The sequence below is a fragment of the Mesorhizobium sp. WSM4807 genome (genome assembly GCF_055811615.1).
In genome coordinates, this window is the sequence record NZ_JBVVQY010000022.1 from 83713 (window position 1) to 104342 (window position 20630).

The 20630-nt window shown below is 61.2% G+C and carries 18 protein-coding genes; 6 read left to right on the forward strand and 12 right to left on the reverse strand.

What is annotated here, in order from left to right; all coding sequences use genetic code 11:
- Positions 1-13 precede the first annotated feature (13 nt).
- The 11 genes from AC0L3N_RS24690 to AC0L3N_RS24740 form a co-directional block, all read right to left on the reverse strand.
- Positions 14-610 (reverse strand): histidine phosphatase family protein, encoded by a 597-nt coding sequence (locus AC0L3N_RS24690; RefSeq protein WP_473549991.1) that lies wholly within the window; start codon positions 608-610, stop codon positions 14-16.
- Positions 607-1710 (reverse strand): inositol-3-phosphate synthase, encoded by a 1104-nt coding sequence (locus tag AC0L3N_RS24695; protein ID WP_473550018.1) that lies wholly within the window; start codon positions 1708-1710, stop codon positions 607-609. The genes AC0L3N_RS24690 and AC0L3N_RS24695 overlap by 4 nt, the downstream gene beginning before the upstream one ends.
- A 163-nt stretch (positions 1711-1873) precedes the next feature.
- Entirely contained in the window at positions 1874-2074 is a 201-nt protein-coding gene (locus AC0L3N_RS24700; RefSeq protein WP_473549992.1) for a hypothetical protein, read from the reverse strand.
- Positions 2075-2198: 124 nt separating this feature from the next.
- Positions 2199-3245 (reverse strand): UDP-glucuronic acid decarboxylase family protein, encoded by a 1047-nt coding sequence (locus tag AC0L3N_RS24705; RefSeq protein ID WP_473549994.1) that lies wholly within the window; start codon positions 3243-3245, stop codon positions 2199-2201.
- Between the two features lie 23 nt (positions 3246-3268).
- Positions 3269-4378, reverse strand: a complete 1110-nt coding sequence (locus tag AC0L3N_RS24710) for a CgeB family protein (RefSeq protein WP_473549995.1) — start codon at positions 4376-4378, stop codon at positions 3269-3271.
- Positions 4375-5469, reverse strand: a complete 1095-nt coding sequence (locus tag AC0L3N_RS24715) for a CgeB family protein (protein WP_473549996.1) — start codon at positions 5467-5469, stop codon at positions 4375-4377. The genes AC0L3N_RS24710 and AC0L3N_RS24715 overlap by 4 nt, the downstream gene beginning before the upstream one ends.
- Entirely contained in the window at positions 5466-6596 is a 1131-nt protein-coding gene (locus AC0L3N_RS24720; protein WP_473549998.1) for a CgeB family protein, read from the reverse strand. The genes AC0L3N_RS24715 and AC0L3N_RS24720 overlap by 4 nt, the downstream gene beginning before the upstream one ends.
- Before the next feature lie 2 nt (positions 6597-6598).
- Positions 6599-7699, reverse strand: coding sequence for a glycosyltransferase family 4 protein (locus AC0L3N_RS24725; RefSeq protein WP_473549999.1), 1101 nt, complete (start codon positions 7697-7699; stop codon positions 6599-6601).
- Positions 7684-8976: a TIGR04295 family B12-binding domain-containing radical SAM protein gene (locus AC0L3N_RS24730; RefSeq protein ID WP_473550001.1), complete on the reverse strand. Its 1293-nt coding sequence runs from the start codon at positions 8974-8976 to the stop codon at positions 7684-7686. Before AC0L3N_RS24730 ends, AC0L3N_RS24725 begins: the two co-directional genes overlap by 16 nt.
- Positions 8973-10040 carry an NAD-dependent epimerase/dehydratase family protein gene (locus AC0L3N_RS24735; protein ID WP_473550002.1) on the reverse strand — a complete coding sequence of 356 codons (1068 nt, stop codon included), beginning with the start codon at positions 10038-10040 and terminating at the stop codon, positions 8973-8975. Before AC0L3N_RS24735 ends, AC0L3N_RS24730 begins: the two co-directional genes overlap by 4 nt.
- The gene (locus tag AC0L3N_RS24740; RefSeq protein WP_473550004.1) at positions 10037-11143 is read right to left on the reverse strand and encodes an NAD-dependent epimerase/dehydratase family protein; all 1107 of its coding nucleotides are present in this window, start codon (positions 11141-11143) and stop codon (positions 10037-10039) included. The genes AC0L3N_RS24735 and AC0L3N_RS24740 overlap by 4 nt, the downstream gene beginning before the upstream one ends.
- 292 nt (positions 11144-11435) lie before the next feature.
- Here AC0L3N_RS24740 and AC0L3N_RS24745 point away from each other — a divergent pair, with 292 nt between their 5' ends.
- The gene (locus AC0L3N_RS24745; RefSeq protein ID WP_473550005.1) at positions 11436-11708 is read left to right on the forward strand and encodes a hypothetical protein; all 273 of its coding nucleotides are present in this window, start codon (positions 11436-11438) and stop codon (positions 11706-11708) included.
- 190 nt (positions 11709-11898) lie between these two features.
- Here AC0L3N_RS24745 and AC0L3N_RS24750 read toward each other — a convergent pair whose 3' ends face one another.
- Positions 11899-12495, reverse strand: a complete 597-nt coding sequence (locus AC0L3N_RS24750) for a response regulator (RefSeq protein WP_473550007.1) — start codon at positions 12493-12495, stop codon at positions 11899-11901.
- Between the two features lie 341 nt (positions 12496-12836).
- Here AC0L3N_RS24750 and AC0L3N_RS24755 point away from each other — a divergent pair, with 341 nt between their 5' ends.
- From AC0L3N_RS24755 to AC0L3N_RS24775, 5 genes are all read left to right on the forward strand, one after another.
- Positions 12837-15947: a CheR family methyltransferase gene (locus AC0L3N_RS24755; RefSeq protein WP_473550008.1), complete on the forward strand. Its 3111-nt coding sequence runs from the start codon at positions 12837-12839 to the stop codon at positions 15945-15947.
- Positions 15944-16303, forward strand: a complete 360-nt coding sequence (locus AC0L3N_RS24760; RefSeq protein ID WP_473550010.1) for a response regulator — start codon at positions 15944-15946, stop codon at positions 16301-16303. Before AC0L3N_RS24755 ends, AC0L3N_RS24760 begins: the two co-directional genes overlap by 4 nt.
- A gap of 20 nt (positions 16304-16323) precedes the next feature.
- Positions 16324-16674: a hypothetical protein gene (locus tag AC0L3N_RS24765; protein ID WP_473550019.1), complete on the forward strand. Its 351-nt coding sequence runs from the start codon at positions 16324-16326 to the stop codon at positions 16672-16674.
- Between the two features lie 1135 nt (positions 16675-17809).
- Positions 17810-20329 (forward strand): caspase family protein, encoded by a 2520-nt coding sequence (locus AC0L3N_RS24770; RefSeq protein ID WP_473550011.1) that lies wholly within the window; start codon positions 17810-17812, stop codon positions 20327-20329.
- A gap of 14 nt (positions 20330-20343) precedes the next feature.
- Positions 20344-20630: hypothetical protein (locus AC0L3N_RS24775; protein ID WP_473550013.1), on the forward strand; the 287-nt coding region annotated here is incomplete at its 3' end.

The window sequence follows — 20630 nt, forward strand, 5'->3', positions numbered from 1 at the left end:
CCGGCAGTCCTCGTCAGGCGGCTTCGTTTAGTCGGATCAGCTTGGAGCCCCAGTCACCCGACACGACCGTGGTGATCGAAGCGGGGTCGATGTCAAAGCGAAAACAGTCTCCCAGCGGCAAGCCGAGCACCTTGCAGACGGCGGCTTTGATCACGTCGGCATGGCTGACCAGTGCCACGGACCGGTTTTGATAGCGTTTAAGAAGCTGCTGCATCAGCGAGATGACACGTTGCTGGACGTCCAGCATTGTCTCGCCGCCGGGCGTCCTCGCCTGCTGACGTTGACTGTTCCACATCCGCCAGTCGGCGTCCTGGCTCAACGCTTCGAAGGTCTTGCCCGACCACGCGCCGAAGTCGATCTCATCGAGTTCTTGGCAGATTGTGATCTTCTCGGCACTGCAGGCGATTGCGATCGGTTTTGCGGTTTCCATGGTTCGTTCGCGCGGGCTGCAACAGATTGCCGCCAGCGGTCGCGGCGCCATGTGGCTGGCCAGGCGCAAGGCGTGTGCCTTGCCGGTTTCGCCGAGGCAGACTCCAGCCATGCGTCCGGCAAGATAGTCGCCGACATTGTCGTGCGCCGCATGGCGGATCAAAAGGAACGTCGTCGTCATTCCGCGGCATCAAGCATCGGCTCGTCCCTCCCGGCGATGAAAGACAGCGTGCGCAGGCGTGCCTCGGCATCGGTGAACTGCTCGGGCGGCGACTTCATGAAATAGCTGCAAGGGCCGGTCAGCGCTCCTGCGATGCCGCGGTCAAGCGCCAGTTTGGCGCAGCGGACAGCGTCGATCACGACTCCGGCCGAGTTGGGCGAATCCCATACTTCCAGTTTGAGCTCTGCATTCAGCGGCACACCGCCGAACGTCGTGCCTTCGACGCGGATGTAGGCCCATTTTCGGTCGGTAAGCCAAGGCACATGGTCGCTGGGGCCGACATGGATGTTGCCGGCCTCCAGGGGAACGTCGAACTGGCTGGCTACGGATTGTGTCTTGGAGATTTTCTTCGATTCGAGCCGCTCGCGCTCCAGCATGTTGAGGAAATCGGTGTTGCCGCCGAAATTCAGCTGATAGGTGCGGTCGATGCGGACGCCGCGCTCGCGGAACAGATTGGCGAGCAACCGGTGCACGATCGTCGCGCCGACCTGGCTTTTGATATCGTCGCCGACCAGCGGCAGACCGCGCTGTTCAAAGCGCCGGCGCCATTCCGGCCGCGATGCGATAAAGACTGGTATGCAGTTGACGAAGGCGCAACCGGCCTCGAGCGCGCACTCGGCATAAAAACGCGTAGCTTCTTCCGAGCCGACCGGCAGATATGAGACCAGTACGTCTGCGCCGCTTTCCCGAAGCAGCGCACTGACATTCGCGACCGGCTCTTCTGCCTCCTCGATCTCATCGCGCAGATATTTGCCGATGCCGTCAAGTGTCGGTCCGCGCTCGACGCGAACGCCGGTTGCCGCAACATCGGCAAAGCGGAATGTATTGTTGGGCGCATTGTATATGGCTTCGGCCACATCGCGCCCAACTTTGCCCTTGGCGACGTCGAAAGCACAAACCACCTCGATGTCACCGACGTGATAGCCGCCGAGATCAGCGTGCATCAGGCCCGGTATCGGCTCATTGCCTCTGGCATCCCGATAATATGAGAGGCCCTGGACAAGGGAAGATGCGCAATTGCCGACGCCGGCTATTCCAATCCGTACCTTTTTTGATCCCACGAAACTGCCGCCATCGCTGTTGAAGGTAAGTTCCTCGCGCCGAACTGTCATCTGCCGGGAATGTTCCTTGCGACCTGGAAAAATCACGAACCTCTATTCGGATCAAAGCTGCGCCCTGTGTTTTGCGTTGCCTGGGCCGATCGACGCCTGAGCGCCGCGAGCCTCAGTCGAGCGTTCGCAGCATATCCGCTTCTTTTTCCAGGATGGTGGCCACTTCCTCGGGCTCCAGATGCGTCATCATCAGGCTCACACAGCATTCGAGGTAGGTGATCGAGGCGCGTCTCAGAAAGGCAGCCGTCTCCCGTTCGGCCATTTGCTCGATGTCCTTGGCGGATCTTTTTCGATGCACGGGTCCGTTCTCCATGCCGATATCCACGCCCAACGGCGAGCTCGACCGGATGTTCCCACAATGAAAAAAAGTGAAAGCGCCTGTCGGGACGGTCACGGACCTCACCACGACCATGCCGAGGGCGCAGCGATCCCCGACTTCAGGCCGGCAGGTTTTGCAGTCGGCCTGAAGCGGACCTCACGCTTGTCGCAATTGGGGAAATTCGGTCGTCGTCACGGCTGGCCTCGATCTCCGTAAAATAGCTGATCGTCTGCATCAGGCCTTGCTTGAGCGGCACCTTTGGCGACCAGTCGAGAAGGGCTTTTGCACGGGAAATGTCCGGTTGCCGCCGGCGAGGGTCGTCTTGCGGCAGTGGCAGGAATTTGAAGACCGAGTTGCTATGTGTCAAATCTCTCACCAATCCGGCCAGTTGAAGAACGGTGAATTCCCCAGGATTGCCCAAATTGACCGGTTGGCGCGGATTGGGATCGACATCCATGAGGCGGACCAGACCGTCGACCAGATCGGAGACGTAGCAGAACGACCTGGTCTGCAGCCCGTCGCCGAAAATCGTCAGTGGCCTCTTTTCGAGCGCCTGCATCACCAGGTTCGAGACGATCCGGCCGTCGGCGGGATCCATCCTCGGCCCATAGGTGTTGAAGATGCGCGCGACCCGGATGTCGGCCATTTCGGTCCTCAAATAGTCGAAGCACAAGGTTTCGGCGGTTCGCTTGCCCTCGTCATAGCAGGCACGAGGACCGGTGCAGTTCACGTGACCGGCATAGTCTTCCCTTTGCGGGTGCTGTTCCGGATCGCCATACACTTCGCTTGTCGATGCCTGCAGGAAGCGCGCATTGTTTCGGGCGGCGAGCTCAAGCAGATTGAGGGTTCCGATCACGCAGGTTCGCGTGGTGTGGATCGGATCAGCCTGGTAGCGCGGCGGCGATGCGGCGCACGCCAGGTTGAAAATGCGGTCGACCGGCTCAGCAAGGTCCAAAGGTCGACAAATATCCTGCTCGATCAGCCGGAAACGAGGACGGTCCATCATCGAGACGATGTTTTCCATCCGACCGGTAAGAAAATTGTCGACACAGATCACCCGGTACCCGGTCTGAAGCAGCGTTTCGCAAAGATGCGAACCGAGGAAACCCGCGCCGCCGGCGACGAGCGCCGTCTTGGTCCGTTGCGTCCTTCTTGATCGCCGCATCTCTATTTTCTCCTGTCTGCCAGTCATGCTGCACTTTCGATGCCCAGATCGAGAGCTGGACGTGCCGATCTTGGCCGCGCCAGCAGCGAAACCAATTCGCGGGCTCTCGCGGCGCTGGTATGTGCCGCCAGGATCGTTGCACGCGCTCGCTTGGCCATAGCCAGCCTGACGCGGTCGGATTGGCTGGACAGGATATCGATCACGTCTTCGGCATGGCCGGCCGTGTTGATCGTGGTCGTCGGAAAGAAGCTGTCCAGACCGGTCCAGCGATCGCTGATGATTGCCGTGCCACAGGCAGCCGCCTCGAAGAGGCGTACGCTGGGAGACCACCCAGCCGCTATCATGGAGCTGCGCGTGACGTTCAACGTATAGCGCTGGCGGCTGTAGAACGAGGCGTGGTCCGCCGGCGGCAAGTGCTCGATGCGATCGACGTTGCTTGGCCAGACGGTCTCGGACGGGAATTGCGAGCCGGCCACGACGAAGCGACGGTCCGGCATGCGTCTTGCCGGTTCAAGCAGGAGAGCATCCAGTGTCGCCTGCCGGTCCGAGCTGTAGGTGCCGAGGTAGCCAAGGTCCCAGCAGATCGGATCGGCCGTCCGGCGATGCCGCTCGGGGTCGACCGAGCAGTAGAGCGGCTCGGCGCGCCGTGCACCGAAATCCGCCGCCAAACGGGCGAGCGTTGGCCCGCCGGTGAATGAGAAATAGACGTCGAAATACGGAATCTGCCGTCGGCATAGGTAGTCGCAATCATCCGCGGCGAGCTTTGCCAGCGTGACCGGCGTGTCGATGTCGTAGAAGCAGAACTGGCCCGTGCACAGGGAGGCGACGATGTCGGTGACGGCTCGCCCCTCCGGAACGAACGACCCGACCACCACGACATCGGCCTGCTGCAGGCAGCAGGCATAGGTCCGACGAAGATCGTTCGTCGTTTCGTAGTAGCGCAACGTGCAGAAATCCGGGTCACGCAGATCGCGATGGTTCGCGTACCATGGCACGTCGCGCTCCAGGAAGGTGATGCGATGGCCGAGCTGGTGAAGGCCCTTGAGCAACCCACGAAAGGTCGTGGCGTGGCCGTTTCCCCACGAAGAGGACAAAGACAGGCCAAGAAAGACGATATCGAGCCGCTTGGTCATTCGGCTGCCTCCACGGTGGGGCGCTCGAAATGACGCCTGAAGACAGCGTCGGCCACAGCGGCCCTTAACGCGTAGGTATGCTCGGCGAGAACACGCCGAAGCGCAGATGCGCCGATCGCCCTTGCCCGCTGGGGTGTGAGGGTGCGCATGATCTCAGTGACATCGTTGCCATCGCGCGCCACCAGGATCTCTTCCCCGGGGGCCAGGAACAATTCGACGCCGAGCCAGGCATCGGTGATGAGGCATGCGCCGGCACCGGCAGCCTCGAAGACGCGCGTGGCAGGCGAAAAGCCGTTGGCGGCCATGCTGTCGCGGCTGATGTTCAGCACCGCCTTGGGGGTGACATTGAACGCATTGTGGTCCCGCGTCCCGACGTGGCCGAGCCATGCGACATTTGCCGGAAGCTGCTTGTCACCCCAACCCGATCCGCCGAGCAGGAAACGCTGATCGCCCGAACGGCTGGCCGGATCGAGGAAGAAAGCTTCGACGCGTGCTTCACGGTCCGGCAGGCGGTTGCCGAGAAAGGCAAGGTCGCAGGCGAAACGCTTATCCTTCGCGACCGGATGGTGCGTTTCGGGATCGAGCGCATTGTAGATCGGCACGCATTCGGCAGCCCCCAGCGCACGATAGGCCCAGACGACCGGATCGCCGCCGCCATAGGTGAGGACAAGGTCGATCTCCCGCAACGCGCGGTGCAGGGGGTGATCCGGCTCGTCGCGCAATTGGCCCAGAGTGGCCGGTGCGTCGACATCCCAGAACACTGTCAGCGCATCCGCACGGGCGTGGTCGAGCACGGCGCGCAGCAGCGCCTCGTCTTCGAAGCCTACTCCGCTCGCCTTGACGACGATGTCGGCTTCGCCTGCGCTTGCTGCAACCTGCATCAACGCATGCGGGGTCGCCTCGTAGATGACGACGTTGCACCAGTCTGGTGCCTCGATATCGCGGTTCTTCTGCCTGTCGTAGACGTCCGGTTCATAGAAAGTGATCTCGTAGCCGAGCTGAGAAAGAGCCTTGAGCAATCCGCGGTAATAGGTCGCCGCGCCATTCCAATAGGACGACAGCAGGCTCGACCCATAAAATGCAATTTTCATGCGACTGTCTCCTCTATGGCGATAGGATCGATGGCTTGGCGGTTGCCGCATTCGGCGAGCACGTCGAACAACTCGTCGGCCCGGTGCCGGCAAGTGTGTCGCGTCCGGATGGTTTCGAGGCCGGATTTCACCAGCGAGGCGGCCAGGTCAGCATCGTCCAGCACGTCGCCAAGATGACGGCACATCTCGGATCCGTCGCGTGCGAAAAGAAAGTCGATGCCTGGCCTGAAGAGTTGTTCGACATCGGCCCAAGGCGCCGACACGAGCGGGATGCCACAGGCGAGCGCCTCGAACATGCGGATCGTCGGGATGCCGGGTAGGTTCTCCCGATACGGGCGCCGCGGGATGTGGACGGTAACGCGGTGGGCCGAGAATGCCTTGGGCACATCGGCATTGGCAATCCAGCCTTCGTAACCCAGGCCGGCGGCAGCAAGATCGGCGAGCGCTTCGCGTGGATAGCGCACGCCATGAACAGTGCCAGCCAGGGCCAGTTCTTCCACTGGATTGATCAGGAATTCCTTGATTTCGGCACTGCGCTCGTCATCACCCCAGTTGCCGATCCAGATCAGGTCTGCTGTAGGGTCGATCTCCGGGTGCGGCTTGAACAGGCGCTCATCCGCCGCCTCGTGCCAGGTGAAAGCACGTTTGCCCCAGCCGGCGCGAAGATAGCTTTCCCGCAACGCCTCGCCGAAGGCGAGCACGCCGTCATAATACTCCAGCCGCAGAGCCGAGATCGCCTGCGTCGCCGAGACGGCGCGATGGTGGGTGTCATGGAACAGAAGCGTAAAGCCGCCTCCATTCGCCCTGGCCCTGCCGATGCGCTCGACAAGGCCGGGGTCAGTCCATTCGTGGACGATCACCACATCGGCGTCTGCAATCCAGCCTTCATGATCGAAGGAGGCATCGTAGGTCACCGGCATCAGCTCCGGAAAATCCTTTCTGAAGCGCTCGACCGCGTAGGGCCCTTTCTCTGCCAGCAGGTTCGAACGGCTCCAGCCGTCTGCTGGTTCCAGCGCGATCGCCTGGTGCCCGCGTGCAACAAGTTCCCGCATGATGCCGCGCAGGAAATGTGCGTTGCCGTGATTCCAGTCGGAGACGACCGAATGGCTATAGAACAGGAACCGCATTGTCAGCGTTCCGCAACGGCCAGGGCGGCCCGATCGTAGATGTCGTGCATGGCCGCCGCTTGCCCTGCCGGTGAAAACTTGCGCGCGCGGCGTGCGGCGGCTTCGCCGAGCCGGCGCCTATGTTGGGCGTCGTCGAAGAGACAATCGACACATCTGGCGAGATCGCGTGGATCATGGGCGTCGTAGAAAATAGCCGCGCCATTCCACAATTCGCGATAGGTCGGGATGTCGGCAAGCACCAGGGGTGTTGCGGACGTCGCTGCCTCCAGTGCGGCAAGGCCAAAGGGTTCATAGACGGACGGCGATACGAAGATGCCGGCCCGCGCCATCAACCGACGCACCTCATCGTGGCAGACAGAGCCCAGAGGAACGGCGTTGCTGAAACTGGCGCGTTGGCCATCGGCGGCCTCGAGCGGCCCGGCAGCAAAGACGGGCCATTTCGTCAGCGCTGCTGCCTTGTCCAGGGTGGCTGCGTTCTTTCCTTCGTCCCACCAGCGCGCGGCGGCGACAACCACTGGTTCCCGCCTCTCTGGTTTTGGACCCGGCCGTGTGCCGTTGCTGACAACGCTCAGCCGGGCGATCGGCCCGTAGCAGGCCTCGAGCATGTCGGCATGGCTGCGGCTGGGCGCGACTACCGCATTGGCCCAATCGAAACCGCGTCTGTTGCGGTCCTTCTGCCAGGCCCATTCGCCGTCCACAGCCTGTCCCCTGACGGCGTGGAGCCAGGTCACGACGCATGAGTGCGAGACCGTCACGACCGGGCAGGGCAGATCAAGTCCCACGGCCTGCGTCGGCGCATTGAGATGGACGAGGTCGATCGCGTGATCGCCAACGAGCGCGCGCAGTTCCTGCGGCAACATTTCCAGATCGCTCTCGTTGCGGGTCATCCAGTCCGGCGGTGTCTTGAGCCACGTCAAGGCCGCGAAAGCCTGTGCCTCCTTCGCCTGCTCCTCGGACGGGACCGGGCCTAGCCCGGCGAGCACGATGCTGTCGCCGCCATGAGCCAACTCCCGCGCCAGATCGAGCGCGTAGCGCCAGACGCCGCCGACGGCATCGACGGTCATCAGGACTCGCCGCGGGCGACGGATCAGTGTCTGCAACATGTCGCCTCCAACTCGGCCAGCGCTCGCGGGCGCTTCTCCTGGATGTCGCTGAACGTCCGGAACGAGGCCAAGTAATGCTCGTGGGCGCGCTCCCAGGCGAGATCGTCGGGCTCGCCCCAAAGCTCGCGATAGCTGGGCGAACTGGGGTAGGGATAGAGCGGCACCGGCTCGTTGGCCCACACGCCGCGATCAATGAGGTGCTTGCGCCAATGATCGACCAGAGCCGGATCGTCCTCGACGACGCCGATCAGATTGGCCTGGACGAACGGGACGTGACGTCGTGCATTGACCAGCAAAGCGGCCAGTTCCTCGGTGCCCAGCCGGCAGCGCTTTGCCAGCATGGCCCGGCCTTCCACCGTCAGGCTTTCAAGGCCGGCTTCGATCGAAACGCAGCCGGCGGCACCCAGCAGTTCCAAGAGCTCAGGTTTCCAAAGATCGATGCGGGTCTGCACTCCGAACTTGACGTCGCGGTCGACCAGTGCCTCCAGCAGCGCCTTCTGCGGCAGGAAGATCTCGTCGATAAAATAGATGTAGCCGACGCCTTGCCCGATGAGCCGATCGATTTCCGCGATGATCGCATCGTGGTTCCTGCGGCGGTAGGCATCGCGGAAATCGATCTTGGCGCAAAAGCTGCAATTGTAGGGGCAGCCGCGAGACGCCTCGACCTCCGCTCCGAAACCCACTTGATCGTCGTCGAACCGGTGGTGATGGTGCAAATGGGCGGCAATCCAATCGGACGGCCAGTTGAGCGGCGGATGATCGACAAACGAACTGGCGTGAACGCCGCCACTGCCGACAAGTGTTTCCTGGTCGAGATGAGCGGTGTGGGGCACGGCGCTCCAATCGTCACGGCGGGCGAGTTCGGCGACGACCTCTTCGCATTCGCCACGCACGACGACATCGACGCCCAGCTTGCGCAGCGTCGGCGCCGGCGTCGCCGAGCCGTGCGGCCCGACAGCCACTGTGCGGCCGCCGCGCCCGGCGAGGCGGTTGAGGAAGTCGGCAGGCACACGCAGCTCGGGCGGCGCGCAGCGCCAGAACAAATAGGTCGGCGCCGTGCTGACGACGGTCATGGCTGGTGCGAAGGCGGCGACGTGATCGGCAAGTGCTGCGTTGTCCAGCTTCTGGATTTGCCCGTCCAGCATCAGTACCTGATGGCCGTCGGCCTCCAACAAGGCTTTCGAGTAGCCCAGTTCCAGCGGCAGATGTGGCTGGCGACAGCCGAAATAGATGCTGTCCTCGTAAGTCCAGAACGGATTGACCACGGCGACTTTCATGCCACGTTCCTCGCTGGTTCAGGCTCGAGGCGGTGACGCTGCAGCCAGTCGGCGAGGTCGCGGACGCCGTCGCGCCAGCAGACATGCGCTTTCCAGCCGAGCGTTGCTTCTATCTTGCGGGTGTCGGCGACAAAGAAAGGTTGGTCGCCGGTGCGTTCCCGGTCGTAGCGGATCGAGAGGTTTCGCCCGGTCAGCTCGCCGATCTCCTTGAGCAGCATGCGCAGGCTGACGGCGTTGTCCGGTCCGCCACCGAGATTGAATGCTTGGCCCCGGATGTCGTCGATCCTGGCAAGTACCCCGCGATAGGCCGCAACGGCGTCGGAGACATGAAGGATATCGCGCACCTGCTTGCCGTTGCCGTAGATCGTGATCGGCCGACCGGAAAGCGCGCTGAGCAGAAAATGGGCGACCCAGCCCTGGTCCTCCGTGCCGAACTGGCGCGGCCCGTAGATGCAGCTCATGCGCAGGACCGCGGTCGGCAGATCGTACGACTTGGCATAATCGAGCACATATTGGTCGGCGGCGCCTTTGGAGCAGCCATAGGGCGTGCAGAAATCCAGACCGCAGGTCTCGTCTATGCCGTTGGCGCCGATGCCGGTATCGCACGGCACGCACCGATCGTCCTCTTCGCGCACTGTAACGTCGGGCAGGCCGCCATAGACCTTGTTCGTGCTGGCGAAGATGACGGGAATGCGTCGGCCGCTGCGGCGAGCCGCTTCCAGGACGTTGAAGGTTCCGCGAAGATTGATGTCGAAATCTTCGCTTGGCTGGACGAGGCTTGTGGTGACGGCGGTCTGCGCGGCGAGATGGAATATCGCCTTGGCATGCGCCAAAAGCGGCGCCAGCACGCCTTCGTCCCGGACATCCACGGTTTCCACGGCAAGTTGATTGCCGTGCTTCTGCGCCAGCCAGGCCAGGTTCTGATCGACGCCCGGGCGGCTGAGATTGTCGATGACCAGCACCGGCACCCCATCCGACAACAGGCTGTCGGCCAGGTTCGAGCCGATGAAGCCGCTGCCGCCGATGATGGCAACCGGCGCTTCACGAAAACCGTCCGGCCTCATGATACCAGTCCTCGCTCTTCGAGTTCCCGTTTCATGTCGGCGCCGCGGTCGATGACGACCGTGTTGCGCACCCATGCGACGAACTCGTCGAGTGAATCCTCCAGCCGGTGCTGCGGCTCGAAACCGAGCAGTTCGCGCGCCTTCGAGATGTCGGCGAAGCAATTGCGGATATCGCCGGCGCGCGCCTTGCCGAGGATATCAGGCCGATGGTCCGGCACGCCCATAGCGTCGGCGAGCAGCCGGGCGACCTCGCTGATCGCGTAGGCTCGTCCGCTGCCGATGTTGATGACGTGGCCGCGCGCCTGGCGTTGTTCCAGCGCCAGGCGGAAGGCGCGGGCGACGTCGCGCACATGCACAAAGTCGCGTTTCTGCTCGCCATCTTCGAAAATCATCGGCCGCTGTCCATTGGCGAGGCGGGAAGCGAAATTCGCCAGAACGCCGGTGTACGGGTTTGACAGCGCCTGTCCGGCGCCGAAGACGTTGAACAGGCGCAGCGCCACCGCGTCGACGCCATAGGCATCGCCGAAGATCAGCACGGCGCGCTCCTGGGCATATTTCGTCAGCGCATAGATCGAGGCGAGGTCGACCGGCTTTTCCTCGTCTGTCGGCAGCGGCGACAGGCTTTCATCCGCCGCCGACAGCGGATTCCATTGGCCGCTCTTGACGTCGTTGGCCTGCCGCCGTGCATTGTCGACACGCCGGCCGCCGGGCGTGGCATAGAGACCTTCGCCGTAGACGCTCATCGACGAAGCGACGACGATCCGCTCGACCGGATGTTTGATCAGTGCCTCGAGCAGGGTGGCGGTGCCGAGGTCGTTCGCGCCGACATAGCGGGCGATCTCGTACATGGACTGGCCGACGCCCACCTCGGCGGCGAGATGGATGGTGGCGTCGACGCCCTGGAGCGCCTCGGCGACGGCGTCGCGATCGCGAACGTCGCCTTTGATCAGGTCGGCTCCTGCCGGCAGGCTGATCGCCTCGCTGCCGTGCACCTGTTCTAGCAGCGCATCGAGAATGCAGACGGCATAACCATGTTCAACGAGTTCCTGGACGACGTGGCGGCCGATGAAACCGCACCCTCCTGTAACCAGTATGCGTTCCACGACAACTCCTTACGCAGTTGGCCTTGGCGCCCCGAACTGTTTGGCAAAAGGTTTGTTCCCTCTGCTTCAACAAAGATGGTTTTGGCGAGGCTGCAACCTGAGGTGAACGCATGGCGAACGAGCCTTGGGCCATGCGCTGGAACATTGCAGCTTCTTTGGGGTTAGGGCGCTCATCCGGCCCGTGGGCGGAAGAAGTGGACGGCAGCTGTCATCGAAGCGGTATCGCGTAGCAAGCCAGACCTGATCATGAGGTTCACACGCCTGCAAAGCCTGGATCAAAAAGGAGGTTTCAATGTCTGAATCGAAGACAACCACCAATCATGACGAGATCCGCCAATGGGCCGAAGATCGTGGTGGCCGACCTGCGGTTGTACGAACCAAGGGCGAGGGCGGCATTTTGCGGATCGATTTTGGCGAGCCCGAGGATAAGCTCGAACCCATTGAATGGGATGAGTTCTTCCGGATTTTCGACGAGAACGATCTGACCTTCCTTTACCAGGACGAAATCGGCGGCGGGAAAAACAGTCGATTCAACAAATTCATCGACCGCAAACAGAGCGGCTGAGGAGGGTGCTGTGTCTGTCGGGTAGCTCTTGGGGCGCTTTGCATTCTGGTAGAGAACTTCACTCTAGCCTACTATGTTTGCGCGCTTTTCGGAGTCATACAATCTGAAATCAGTCGGTTTCTCAATTACCCAGCTTTGCTGGAACAAATCCCGGGCTTGACGCTTTGGCGGTTGCCGAACGGTCGCAGCCTCAGTGCAACAGGGTCATTCCACTCGATCTGGCAACGTTTCGCATGATGCCGTTCAGCCAATCTTCGGTCGACACGCCGGCCCGCCTCTTGTCGATCTCGCCGATGGCTCGCTCGAGCGTTCGCTCGACCAGCCGGTCGGAAGCACCCACGTCGCCCAAAAGCAGACGCGCCGCGAGCCTGAGCTTGGGCAGAAGTGAAAAAACATTGTCGGACAAGTTCACGGCACGGCCACCCGCCAAGGCCGTTCTTTCCGGAGGGAACAAGGCATCGAAGACGGCATAGCTATCCGACGATTTTCGAAGATTGCTGGCGTGGCGCAGACGTTCGGGAATGACGATGTCCTCGTCACCGCTGAAAAAGACGAAAGGCACGCCGCGGCGCATCAGTTCGTCTGCGATCGGAAACACCCGCCGGCCGTTGAGATTGACGTCGAGGATCGCGGCCTCAGCCGTCTCGGTGTGCGTCGATGCCTGTTCGACTGTCGCCGCAGGGCCGAGGATCACCGCGCCCATATTGCCGAAGTATCTTGCAAGATCGCCGGCCAATACCCAATCGTCTTCCACGATCAGGATGTGCACCCCTCGCAGGTCGCGCACCTCATCGTCCTTCCTTCGAGCGAGATTTCCAATTCTCCGCGCGGGCTGGTTCAGAACGCTGCTGCAAGGCTCCCTGCAATCGTTTCGCCAAAACGAGCATGCGGGGCGGAACGGGTTCGTTTCCCAAAAAGTCCAGCAGATCCGAGGACTGCAACAACGCTTGTTTTGTCAGCTTTATGTCAGGTGTGCGTTTTGACATTGACGTTACCATCAGAGTGTCAAAGTCAAACGCCGGCTGCACTGACTTGTTCCAGCCTTCTTGAGCGTTATATGCTGGAATCGCATTCTACTCGGCGATTTGGCGGGCTTATGTCGTCGAGGCTGTTCAACCGGGGCTTGCGGTGATATCCCAGGTGAAGAGATTTCCCATTGTGGGCGTCGGCGCGTCAGCCGGCGGCATTCCTGCAATGGAGGGTCTGTTCAAAGGCATCACCGGCCAGCCCGGCATGGCGTTCGTCATCGTCACGCATCTCAGTCCCGGGCGCGAAAGCCTGCTTCACGAGGTCGTCGGACGTTATACGCAGATGCCGGTTGTCGTCGCCGAGGACGGCATCACCGTCCTAGCCGACCACGTCTATGTGATGCCGCAGAACGTCGTTATCACCATCGAGAAAGGAGTGCTGAACCTGCGGCAATCCAACGTGCTCAGCCGTGAGCGCAAACCGATCGATATCTTCTTTAGCGCGCTGGCCGAGGATCAGGGCGAATATGCGGTAGGGGTGATTTTGTCGGGCGGCGATTCCGACGGCACGCTGGGCGCAAAGGCAATCAAGGAGCGTGGCGGACTGACGGTCGCCCAGGCCCCCGATGGCTACGGTCCGCGCAATCCGGACATGCCGAAAAGTGCGATCTCCAGCGGGCTGATCGATATTGCGGCTCCGGCGGAGGACATCGGTGCGAAGCTCGAGGGGTTCGCCCGCAGCTTCGATATGCTGAACGGGGTTGCCGGAGGCGGCGAGCACGAGACGGCAGAACTGGGTCGGCTCCGCGACGAGATCTACGGCATTCTGCAGGGCCAATCCGGCCACGATTTCTCCGGCTACAAGACCAAGACATTCCTGCGTCGCATAAGGCGGCGCATGCAGATCGCACAGCTTGATTCCATTGAAGAGTATGTTGAATGGCTGAAGAAGGACCCTCGCGAGGTGGCGAACCTTTTTCGTGACCTTTTGATCAACGTCACCGATTTTTTCCGTGATCCCGACGCGTTCAAGCTGCTCGAGGAGAAGGTCGTACCGCAGCTGTTCGAGGGCAAGACCGCCAGCGACGCCGTCAGGATCTGGGTGCCTGGATGCGCCACCGGCGAGGAGGTGTTCTCCATCGGCATGCTGTTGCGCGAACACATGGAGACGCTTTCGGTTTTGCCACGCGTCCAGATATTTGCGACTGATATCGATGAGCCGGCACTTACGGTGGCGCGCGCGGCGCGTTACCCGGCGGCATTGCTGCAGGGGGTTTCGCCCGAGCGCAGGCAGCGTTTTTTCAGCAGCGACGGCGAGAGTTACGTGCTCACTAACGATGTAAGGGAGCTTTGCGTCTTTTCCCCTCACAGCGTCGTCCGCGACCCGCCTTTTTCACGCATGGACATGGTTTCATGCCGCAACCTGCTGATCTATTTCGGCACGGACATCCAGAACCGGGTCATTCCGATCTTCCACTACGCGTTGAAGCCGGGCGGTTATCTTTTCCTCGGCACGTCCGAAAGCGTTGGCCAGCACGACGAGCTCTTCGCCACCGTCGATAAGAAGCAGCGCATTTTTCAGGCGCGTGAACATGCCTCGCCACACATTAGGCTGCCGATGCTGATCGGCGATGGCCGTTCAGGCGCCTTCATGCCCGAAGGCACGGGGTCGAAGAAAGGGACTTCCAGCTATCCGCTTCGGCAGGCAGTCGAGGCGCAGGTGCTGGAGCGTTTCGCGCCTCCGCATGTTGTGGTGAATGGCGATGGTGACGTCGTCTACTTTTCGGCGCGGACCGGCAGATATCTCGAAGCGCCGCAAGGCATTCCGAGCCGGCAAGTGCTGACCTTGGCCCGGCGCGGGCTGAGGCTCGACCTGCGTGCAGCGTTGCGGGAAGCGGCTGCGACGCGCCGCAGCGTCGTGCGGGAAAATGTCGTTGTCGACGAGGACGACGAACAGGTCCAGTTGATCAAACTCACTGTCGAACCCTTGGCGGAACGCGGCAAGGGCGAACGGCTCTATCTTGTCCTGTTCGATCCATCGGGGCCGGTGCAGGCACGGTCGGATGGGCGTCGCGAAAACCGTGATGGCGAAGGCGCTGCCGACCTCGAACGAGAGCTGCGCGACACCCGCGAGCGGCTGCAATCGACGATTGAGGAGTACGAAACCGCGCTGGAAGAAGTGAAATCGTCGAACGAGGAACTGGTCTCCGTCAATGAGGAGGCGCAGTCGACCAACGAGGAGCTTGAGGCCTCGAAGGAGGAGATGCAGTCGCTCAATGAGGAGCTCAACACGATCAATTCGGAACTGACCAGCAAGATCGAAGAGCTCGATCGCGCCAACAGTGATTTGCGCAATCTGTTCGAGAGCACCCAGATCGCTACCATTTTCCTCGACCGCAATCTGGTGGTGCGGACCTTTACCCCGGCGGCCTCGTCTTTCTTCAGCCTGCGTCCGTCTGACGTCGGCCGGCCGCTGACCGAGCTTTCGGGCCAGCTCGACTATCCCGAGCTGAAACAGCACATCGATGCGGTGTTCGAAACCGGAGAGACCCTGAACCATCATCTGGCGCGCGACGACCAGGGCCGGTTTTATATGGTTCGCATCAATCCGTATCGCGACAAGGACAACAGGATCCAGGGCGTCGTGGTCACACTGGTCGACGTCACCACCTTGGCCGAGGCGGAAGAGCAAAACCAGGTGCTCATTTCGGAACTGAACCACCGCGTCAAGAACATGCTGGCGGTCGTCGCCAGCATCGCCAACCGCACCCGTGAAAGATCGGAATCGAAGGAAGAGTTCGCCGAAGCGCTGATCGGCCGCCTACACGCCATGTCGCGGGCTTACGGTCTGCTGTCGAAGGAACGCTGGAAAGAAGCTTCGATCAACGAACTACTGCATCAGGAATTCGAACCGTTCAGCATTGACCGGTTCGAACTTGACGGCGCTGAAGTGAAGCTTAACCCGCAACAGGGCCTTTCCCTTAGCATGGCCATTCATGAACTGGCGACCAACGCCGCCAAATATGGCGCGCTGTCGAAGCCGCAAGGCAGGGTGGCGCTGAAGTGGTCGGCAGATGGCGACGTTTTCAGGCTTGCCTGGCGCGAGAGAGGTGGGCCGCCGGTCAGAAAGCCCGAAATCAACGGCTTCGGGCTCTCGCTGTTGCAGGGCGAGATCGGCTACCGGCTGGGCGGAAACGTCGAGACCGCCTTCAATCGTGATGGTCTTGAGGTCCAGGTCACATTTCCGATGATGCGCAAGGAGACGCCGTGAGCGACCCGCTGCGCGTTCTGGTGGTCGAGGATGAATGGCTCATCGCCGAGGACATCGCTGCTTGTCTGCGCGCTTCGGGACATCAGGTGATCGGCCCCGCCCCTTCGGTGGCGGCGGCCCTTGGCCTTATCGGCGAAAATCTTGTCGACGTGGCTCTGCTGGACATTCAACTGAGTGGCGAAACAAGCCTGGCGATCGCAGAGGAATTACAAACCCGCCACATTCCGTTTGCGTGCCTGACCGGATTTGGGCCGAGCGATGTTCTACCTGCCTTCGCCAATTTCAAATTTGTTCGCAAGCCCGCAGATCAGGCTGCCATTGAGAATGCCTTGGATGAACTGGTCGGGGCGTCCTAGCTCGTTTCAGCAGCCTGGTCTTGGATCGGAAGACCGGATTAAAAGGCGTGCGGTCCAGGACGATGTGCTACCTCAATCACCAGTGGGACCGTTTCATCGGAAACGAACGCCGGCACTCGTTGATCGCCGGCCGACACCTCGCCTGCCGCGGGCATCAAGAAGAATCCCAAAGAGAATACCGAGATGCCGGATCAGCAATAGCAGCGATCCTTCGGGCAGAAATACAAACCGGGGAGCGCATCGGCGACGAGTTGGATAGCCTCATCCAACGCCGGGAACCAATCGCTGCTTCGGTTTTGCTGGTGATGTCGGACTTACGTTGGCTGCTGATCCCTGCCTGCCAACGCAACGGCCTCTTCGTCCGTCACTGAAATCTTCCCTGCGGGTATAAGCCATTTCTGACATTTGCGTATGGAAACCACGCCATGCTCAGGCTCCAGGGAGGATAACCGGCCGATCCAATTGCTCCTCACCGATGCATCTTGATTGGCTCTCGCTGCGAGCCACTCCGCCCGCTCCCGCGTCAAGCCGATAAGGCAAGTGCCAGCGAAGTCCGCAGGCACATCCATGGTGGTATCGAACACGGCCCATGTGTTAGTCGGTTCCTGAACGGGCAAAAACCTCATAACAGCATCTGCTAATACATAGAACGAACTTACGGACGGAGCATTGTTCCGGCATCAATCAAACGAAGGAGAATTTTTCGTTTTGCCACGCTGCGGCGCGCTGAGCCTCGCGAAGTGATCCACACCTTCTGCATCGCGGCTGCGACGTCGCCGAAATAGGGTGGCAGATCTCGACGAGCGAACGCATCCAGGAGCCCGCCAAGCGGCGGCGCTTTTGCGTGTCAGCTATCCGCCTTCAGTGCTCCATCTCGCGGACAGTGGGGCCTCAGTGTGTCCCTCAAGGAACTGTCAACCGGCCTTGGGAGCGCTGCTCGGAACAAGGAATCCACCCTTTAGCAACTCCAGGGCGTCGAGTGCCTCGTCATCCAGCAAATTTGTCAGAGCCACCCCGTCTGCGAAGACAACCCTATTGTCGTCTATGTCGTAGACCTCCCAAAACCCTTCCTTGATCCGTCGAATGGCGTGCCGATGCTCCATAAGCAGACGCTAATTGAGTCGCGGACATGGTGGGTAGAAAAAATCAGGGTTAGACCGACATTAGTAGTGGAAAACCTTAGGCGCTCTGACGCGTGATGCAGGTGCGCAAGTCAAGGGTATGCCGGCCGCGCGTGGCCCGAGGGGACCGTATCGACCGCGGGTCCAAATAGCCAGGTTGAGAAACCCTTCGACATCATTGCGGACACTCGGCCTCTGATGTAATTTAGGGTTTGATCAAGTGAGGAATATACCGCTGTCGCGACAGCTTTTCTCTCTTTTCTGTCTCGGCAGATAGCATGCTCTCTAACGGACCTTGATACCGCAGCTGTGTTCTTGTGGTCGCTAGGTAACAGCGGTTAAGGGATTTGCCATGCTCCGACATTGCGGATTCGTTGCAGCTTTGATGCTCGCAAGCTTCACGGCTTTCGATGCTTCTGCCGTCGAGCGAAGGGTCGCCTTTGTAATCGGCAACTCCGATTACCGGGAAATCTCGGCCCTGAAAAACCCGGCCAAAGATGTGGTGGACGTGTCCGACACGTTTCGAGCGGCTGGTTTCGATGTTTTTGTCGCCAGCAATCTTACAAAGCTGCAGTTTGAGGACCAGTTCCGCAACTATCTTGCCGCCGTGGACGGCGCGGATGTGGCTGTCGTCTACTATTCCGGTCACGGTTTTCAGATCGGCGGCGAAAATTTCCTGATCCCTGTCGATGCTTCGTTGAAAGATGCGGCGGACGTCGAGGTCCAGGCTATCAAGCTGAACGATGTGCTGCAGCAGATGCGTTCGAAATCGAAGATCCAGGTGATCATCCTCGACGCCTGCCGCAACAATCCATTCCCTCGCAAGGACTATTGGCTCAGGGACCAGCTTCTTACCGCCAGCGGCACCGGGCTTGCGCAAGTAAGAAGCTCGCTGAACACACTGATTGCTTTCGCCACCGAACCCGGCGCGGTTGCCTATGACGGCGCCGGCGACCTCAGTCCTTTTTCATTGGCGTTTTCTCGTCGCGCACTCGCCCCGAACCAGGAGATCCGCACGGTTATGTCGGCCGTCCGCCGGGATGTGGTTGAGGCTACCAAGGGCTTGCAGGTTCCCTGGGAGAACTCTTCGCTGATCGACGAAGTCGTTCTGATGCGTCGCAGCAGCCGCCCCTCTCTACCGCCCGTGTTGGAGAAAGTCGTGTTGTCGGGGGTCGGGCCTGTCGACCTGAACCTCCCGGAACCGGTGGAGGTCGACGGCGGATCAATCACCGTCAGCATCGAAAGACCGCCCGCCTTGGGACGCCTGATGCTGAATGGCAAGGTCGTCGAGGCGGGAGAACTGATCCAGGGCAAGGATCTGCCGCGTTTGCAGATGGATGTCCCCAAGGGAATTGGCGAGCCAGAAGAGATGGATATGCTGGCCTACGCCGCACGCGACAATTGGGGCGGCGAAGCCAAGGGCATGCTGGTGTTCCGGGTCAAGAGCGGCGAAGGAACCCAGGGCGAACAGGTGATGGCCTCGCTCGAAGCCGAGCAGAAGCAGCAGGTGCTGCAGCGCGGCATTCATGTCACCGGTGCCGCCGAGGCGATCGAGAGCCGCGAGATCGACGTTCCGGTCGGCATCGGCGCGGTTGCTCTGAACCTGGATCTCCCGACAGACGATTCGGCGGTCAGCCTGAAAGTTGCGAATTATCCGGCAACGGGAACGCTCTCCCTGCCGGATCGGCCCCTGACGCCCGAATCGAGCTTGACGGTCGGTGAAGTCGAGGTGCTGCGCTATGAACCCCAGATCGGAGCCAGCGCACCGGTCGAGGTCGCCTTCGAAATTCGGGCGGACAGCGGAGTATCCAAACCCGCCAAAATGAAACTGTCGCCAAGCGTCGATCCGTGCGATACGGCTGCCGGCGAACCTCTCGACCTACAAGGCGTGGTCCCCGGCCTGCTGCCAAATGAAATCGGCGCCGACGCGGTGAAGCTCTGCGAGACTGCGGTGAAGGCGTATCCCGATGTCGCCCGCTTCCGCTATGAACTGGGTCGCGCGCTGTTTGCAGCCGGCAAGGTGGACCAGGCCAGGAAAGCCATACAACAGGCCGCCGACAGGGGGCACGTGCGCGCTTTGTTCGAACTCGGCTATCTCTACGCGACGGGAGCCGGCATGGCTGTCGACCGCAAGCAGGCCAACACCTTCTACGCGGCTGCGGCCGACAAGGGCGATCCCTATGGGATGACGTCGTGGGGCCGTGCCCTGTTCCATGGCTACGGCGTCGAGCGCGACACCGGCAAGGGATTGGACCTGCTGCTCAAGGCGGCGGCGATGGGGCACACCTATGCCATGAACGATCTCGCGGCGATCTTCACCGAGGGCCGCAACGGCGTGCCCGCCGATCAGGCCCGCGCCGTTGCCTTCCTGGAGGCTGGCGTCCAGCGCCAGGACATGTACTCGATGAACTTGCTCGGTCGCAATTATCTCAGCGGCCGGGGCGTCGAGAAGGATTCGAAGGCTGCGCTGGCGCTTTTTCAGAAGGCCATTGACCTCGGCCAGCCCTATGCGCCGGGCAGTCTTGCGCGCATGTACCGTGATGGCGTTGGCGTGGAGCAGAACCTTGATGAAGCCCAACGTCTGTTTGAACTGGCAACCTCGCGCGGTGACCAGTCCGGCGCCTATGATCGCGCGGCTCTCGAGATGCAAAAGGGCGACAAGGCCAACCAGGCCGTCGCCGTGCGTTTCCTGGCATTCACAGTTGCGCTCGATCTTCGCAACGAACTGCCTGACGCCCGGGCGACGTTGGCGAAATTCGGGGCCAAGGCGAAAGCGGCGGCGTTGAAGCAACTGCGTGGGGAACTCAAATCGAAGATTCCGTTGAGCGGTTCTGTCGACAAGCAACTGGTCAACGTGGCTAGGGCGGTCTGGGAACAAGCCAATCCGCGTCGAGATTTGTTCTGATCAACAAGGAGGCAATGGTGGGCAGAAATCTGAAGCAGGCAACAATCGGGATAACCCTGTCCATCGCCTTGGCGGGGGTCATGGGCTGCACATCCTGGCCACCCCTTCAACCGACGCCGCTGGTGGCGACGCCCACGCTGGCGCCGAAGGTCGTTCGCAGAGCCGCGGCGCCGCGGAAGGTCGTCAACCCCGCTCCCAAACCGGTGGCCGCCAAGAAAGTGGTTAAACCGGTCGCGGACGAGCCTGCTGCCGCACCTCCCGTAATCATTCCTTCTTCGGGAGGTGGCGGGGGTGGCGGGAG

Coding starts and splice junctions, on each gene's coding strand:
- AC0L3N_RS24725 (WP_473549999.1), bottom strand. CDS start 7,699: ATGTTGCAGACACTGATCCGTCGCCCGCGGCGAGTCCTGATGACCGTC.
- AC0L3N_RS24720 (WP_473549998.1), bottom strand. CDS start 6,596: ATGCGGTTCCTGTTCTATAGCCATTCGGTCGTCTCCGACTGGAATCAC.
- AC0L3N_RS24770 (WP_473550011.1), top strand. CDS start 17,810: ATGCTCGCAAGCTTCACGGCTTTCGATGCTTCTGCCGTCGAGCGAAGG.
- AC0L3N_RS24710 (WP_473549995.1), bottom strand. CDS start 4,378: ATGACCAAGCGGCTCGATATCGTCTTTCTTGGCCTGTCTTTGTCCTCT.
- AC0L3N_RS24730 (WP_473550001.1), bottom strand. CDS start 8,976: ATGAAAGTCGCCGTGGTCAATCCGTTCTGGACTTACGAGGACAGCATC.
- AC0L3N_RS24690 (WP_473549991.1), bottom strand. CDS start 610: ATGACGACGACGTTCCTTTTGATCCGCCATGCGGCGCACGACAATGTC.
- AC0L3N_RS24745 (WP_473550005.1), top strand. CDS start 11,436: ATGTCTGAATCGAAGACAACCACCAATCATGACGAGATCCGCCAATGG.
- AC0L3N_RS24700 (WP_473549992.1), bottom strand. CDS start 2,074: ATGGAGAACGGACCCGTGCATCGAAAAAGATCCGCCAAGGACATCGAG.
- AC0L3N_RS24735 (WP_473550002.1), bottom strand. CDS start 10,040: ATGAGGCCGGACGGTTTTCGTGAAGCGCCGGTTGCCATCATCGGCGGC.
- AC0L3N_RS24705 (WP_473549994.1), bottom strand. CDS start 3,245: ATGCGGCGATCAAGAAGGACGCAACGGACCAAGACGGCGCTCGTCGCC.
- AC0L3N_RS24715 (WP_473549996.1), bottom strand. CDS start 5,469: ATGAAAATTGCATTTTATGGGTCGAGCCTGCTGTCGTCCTATTGGAAT.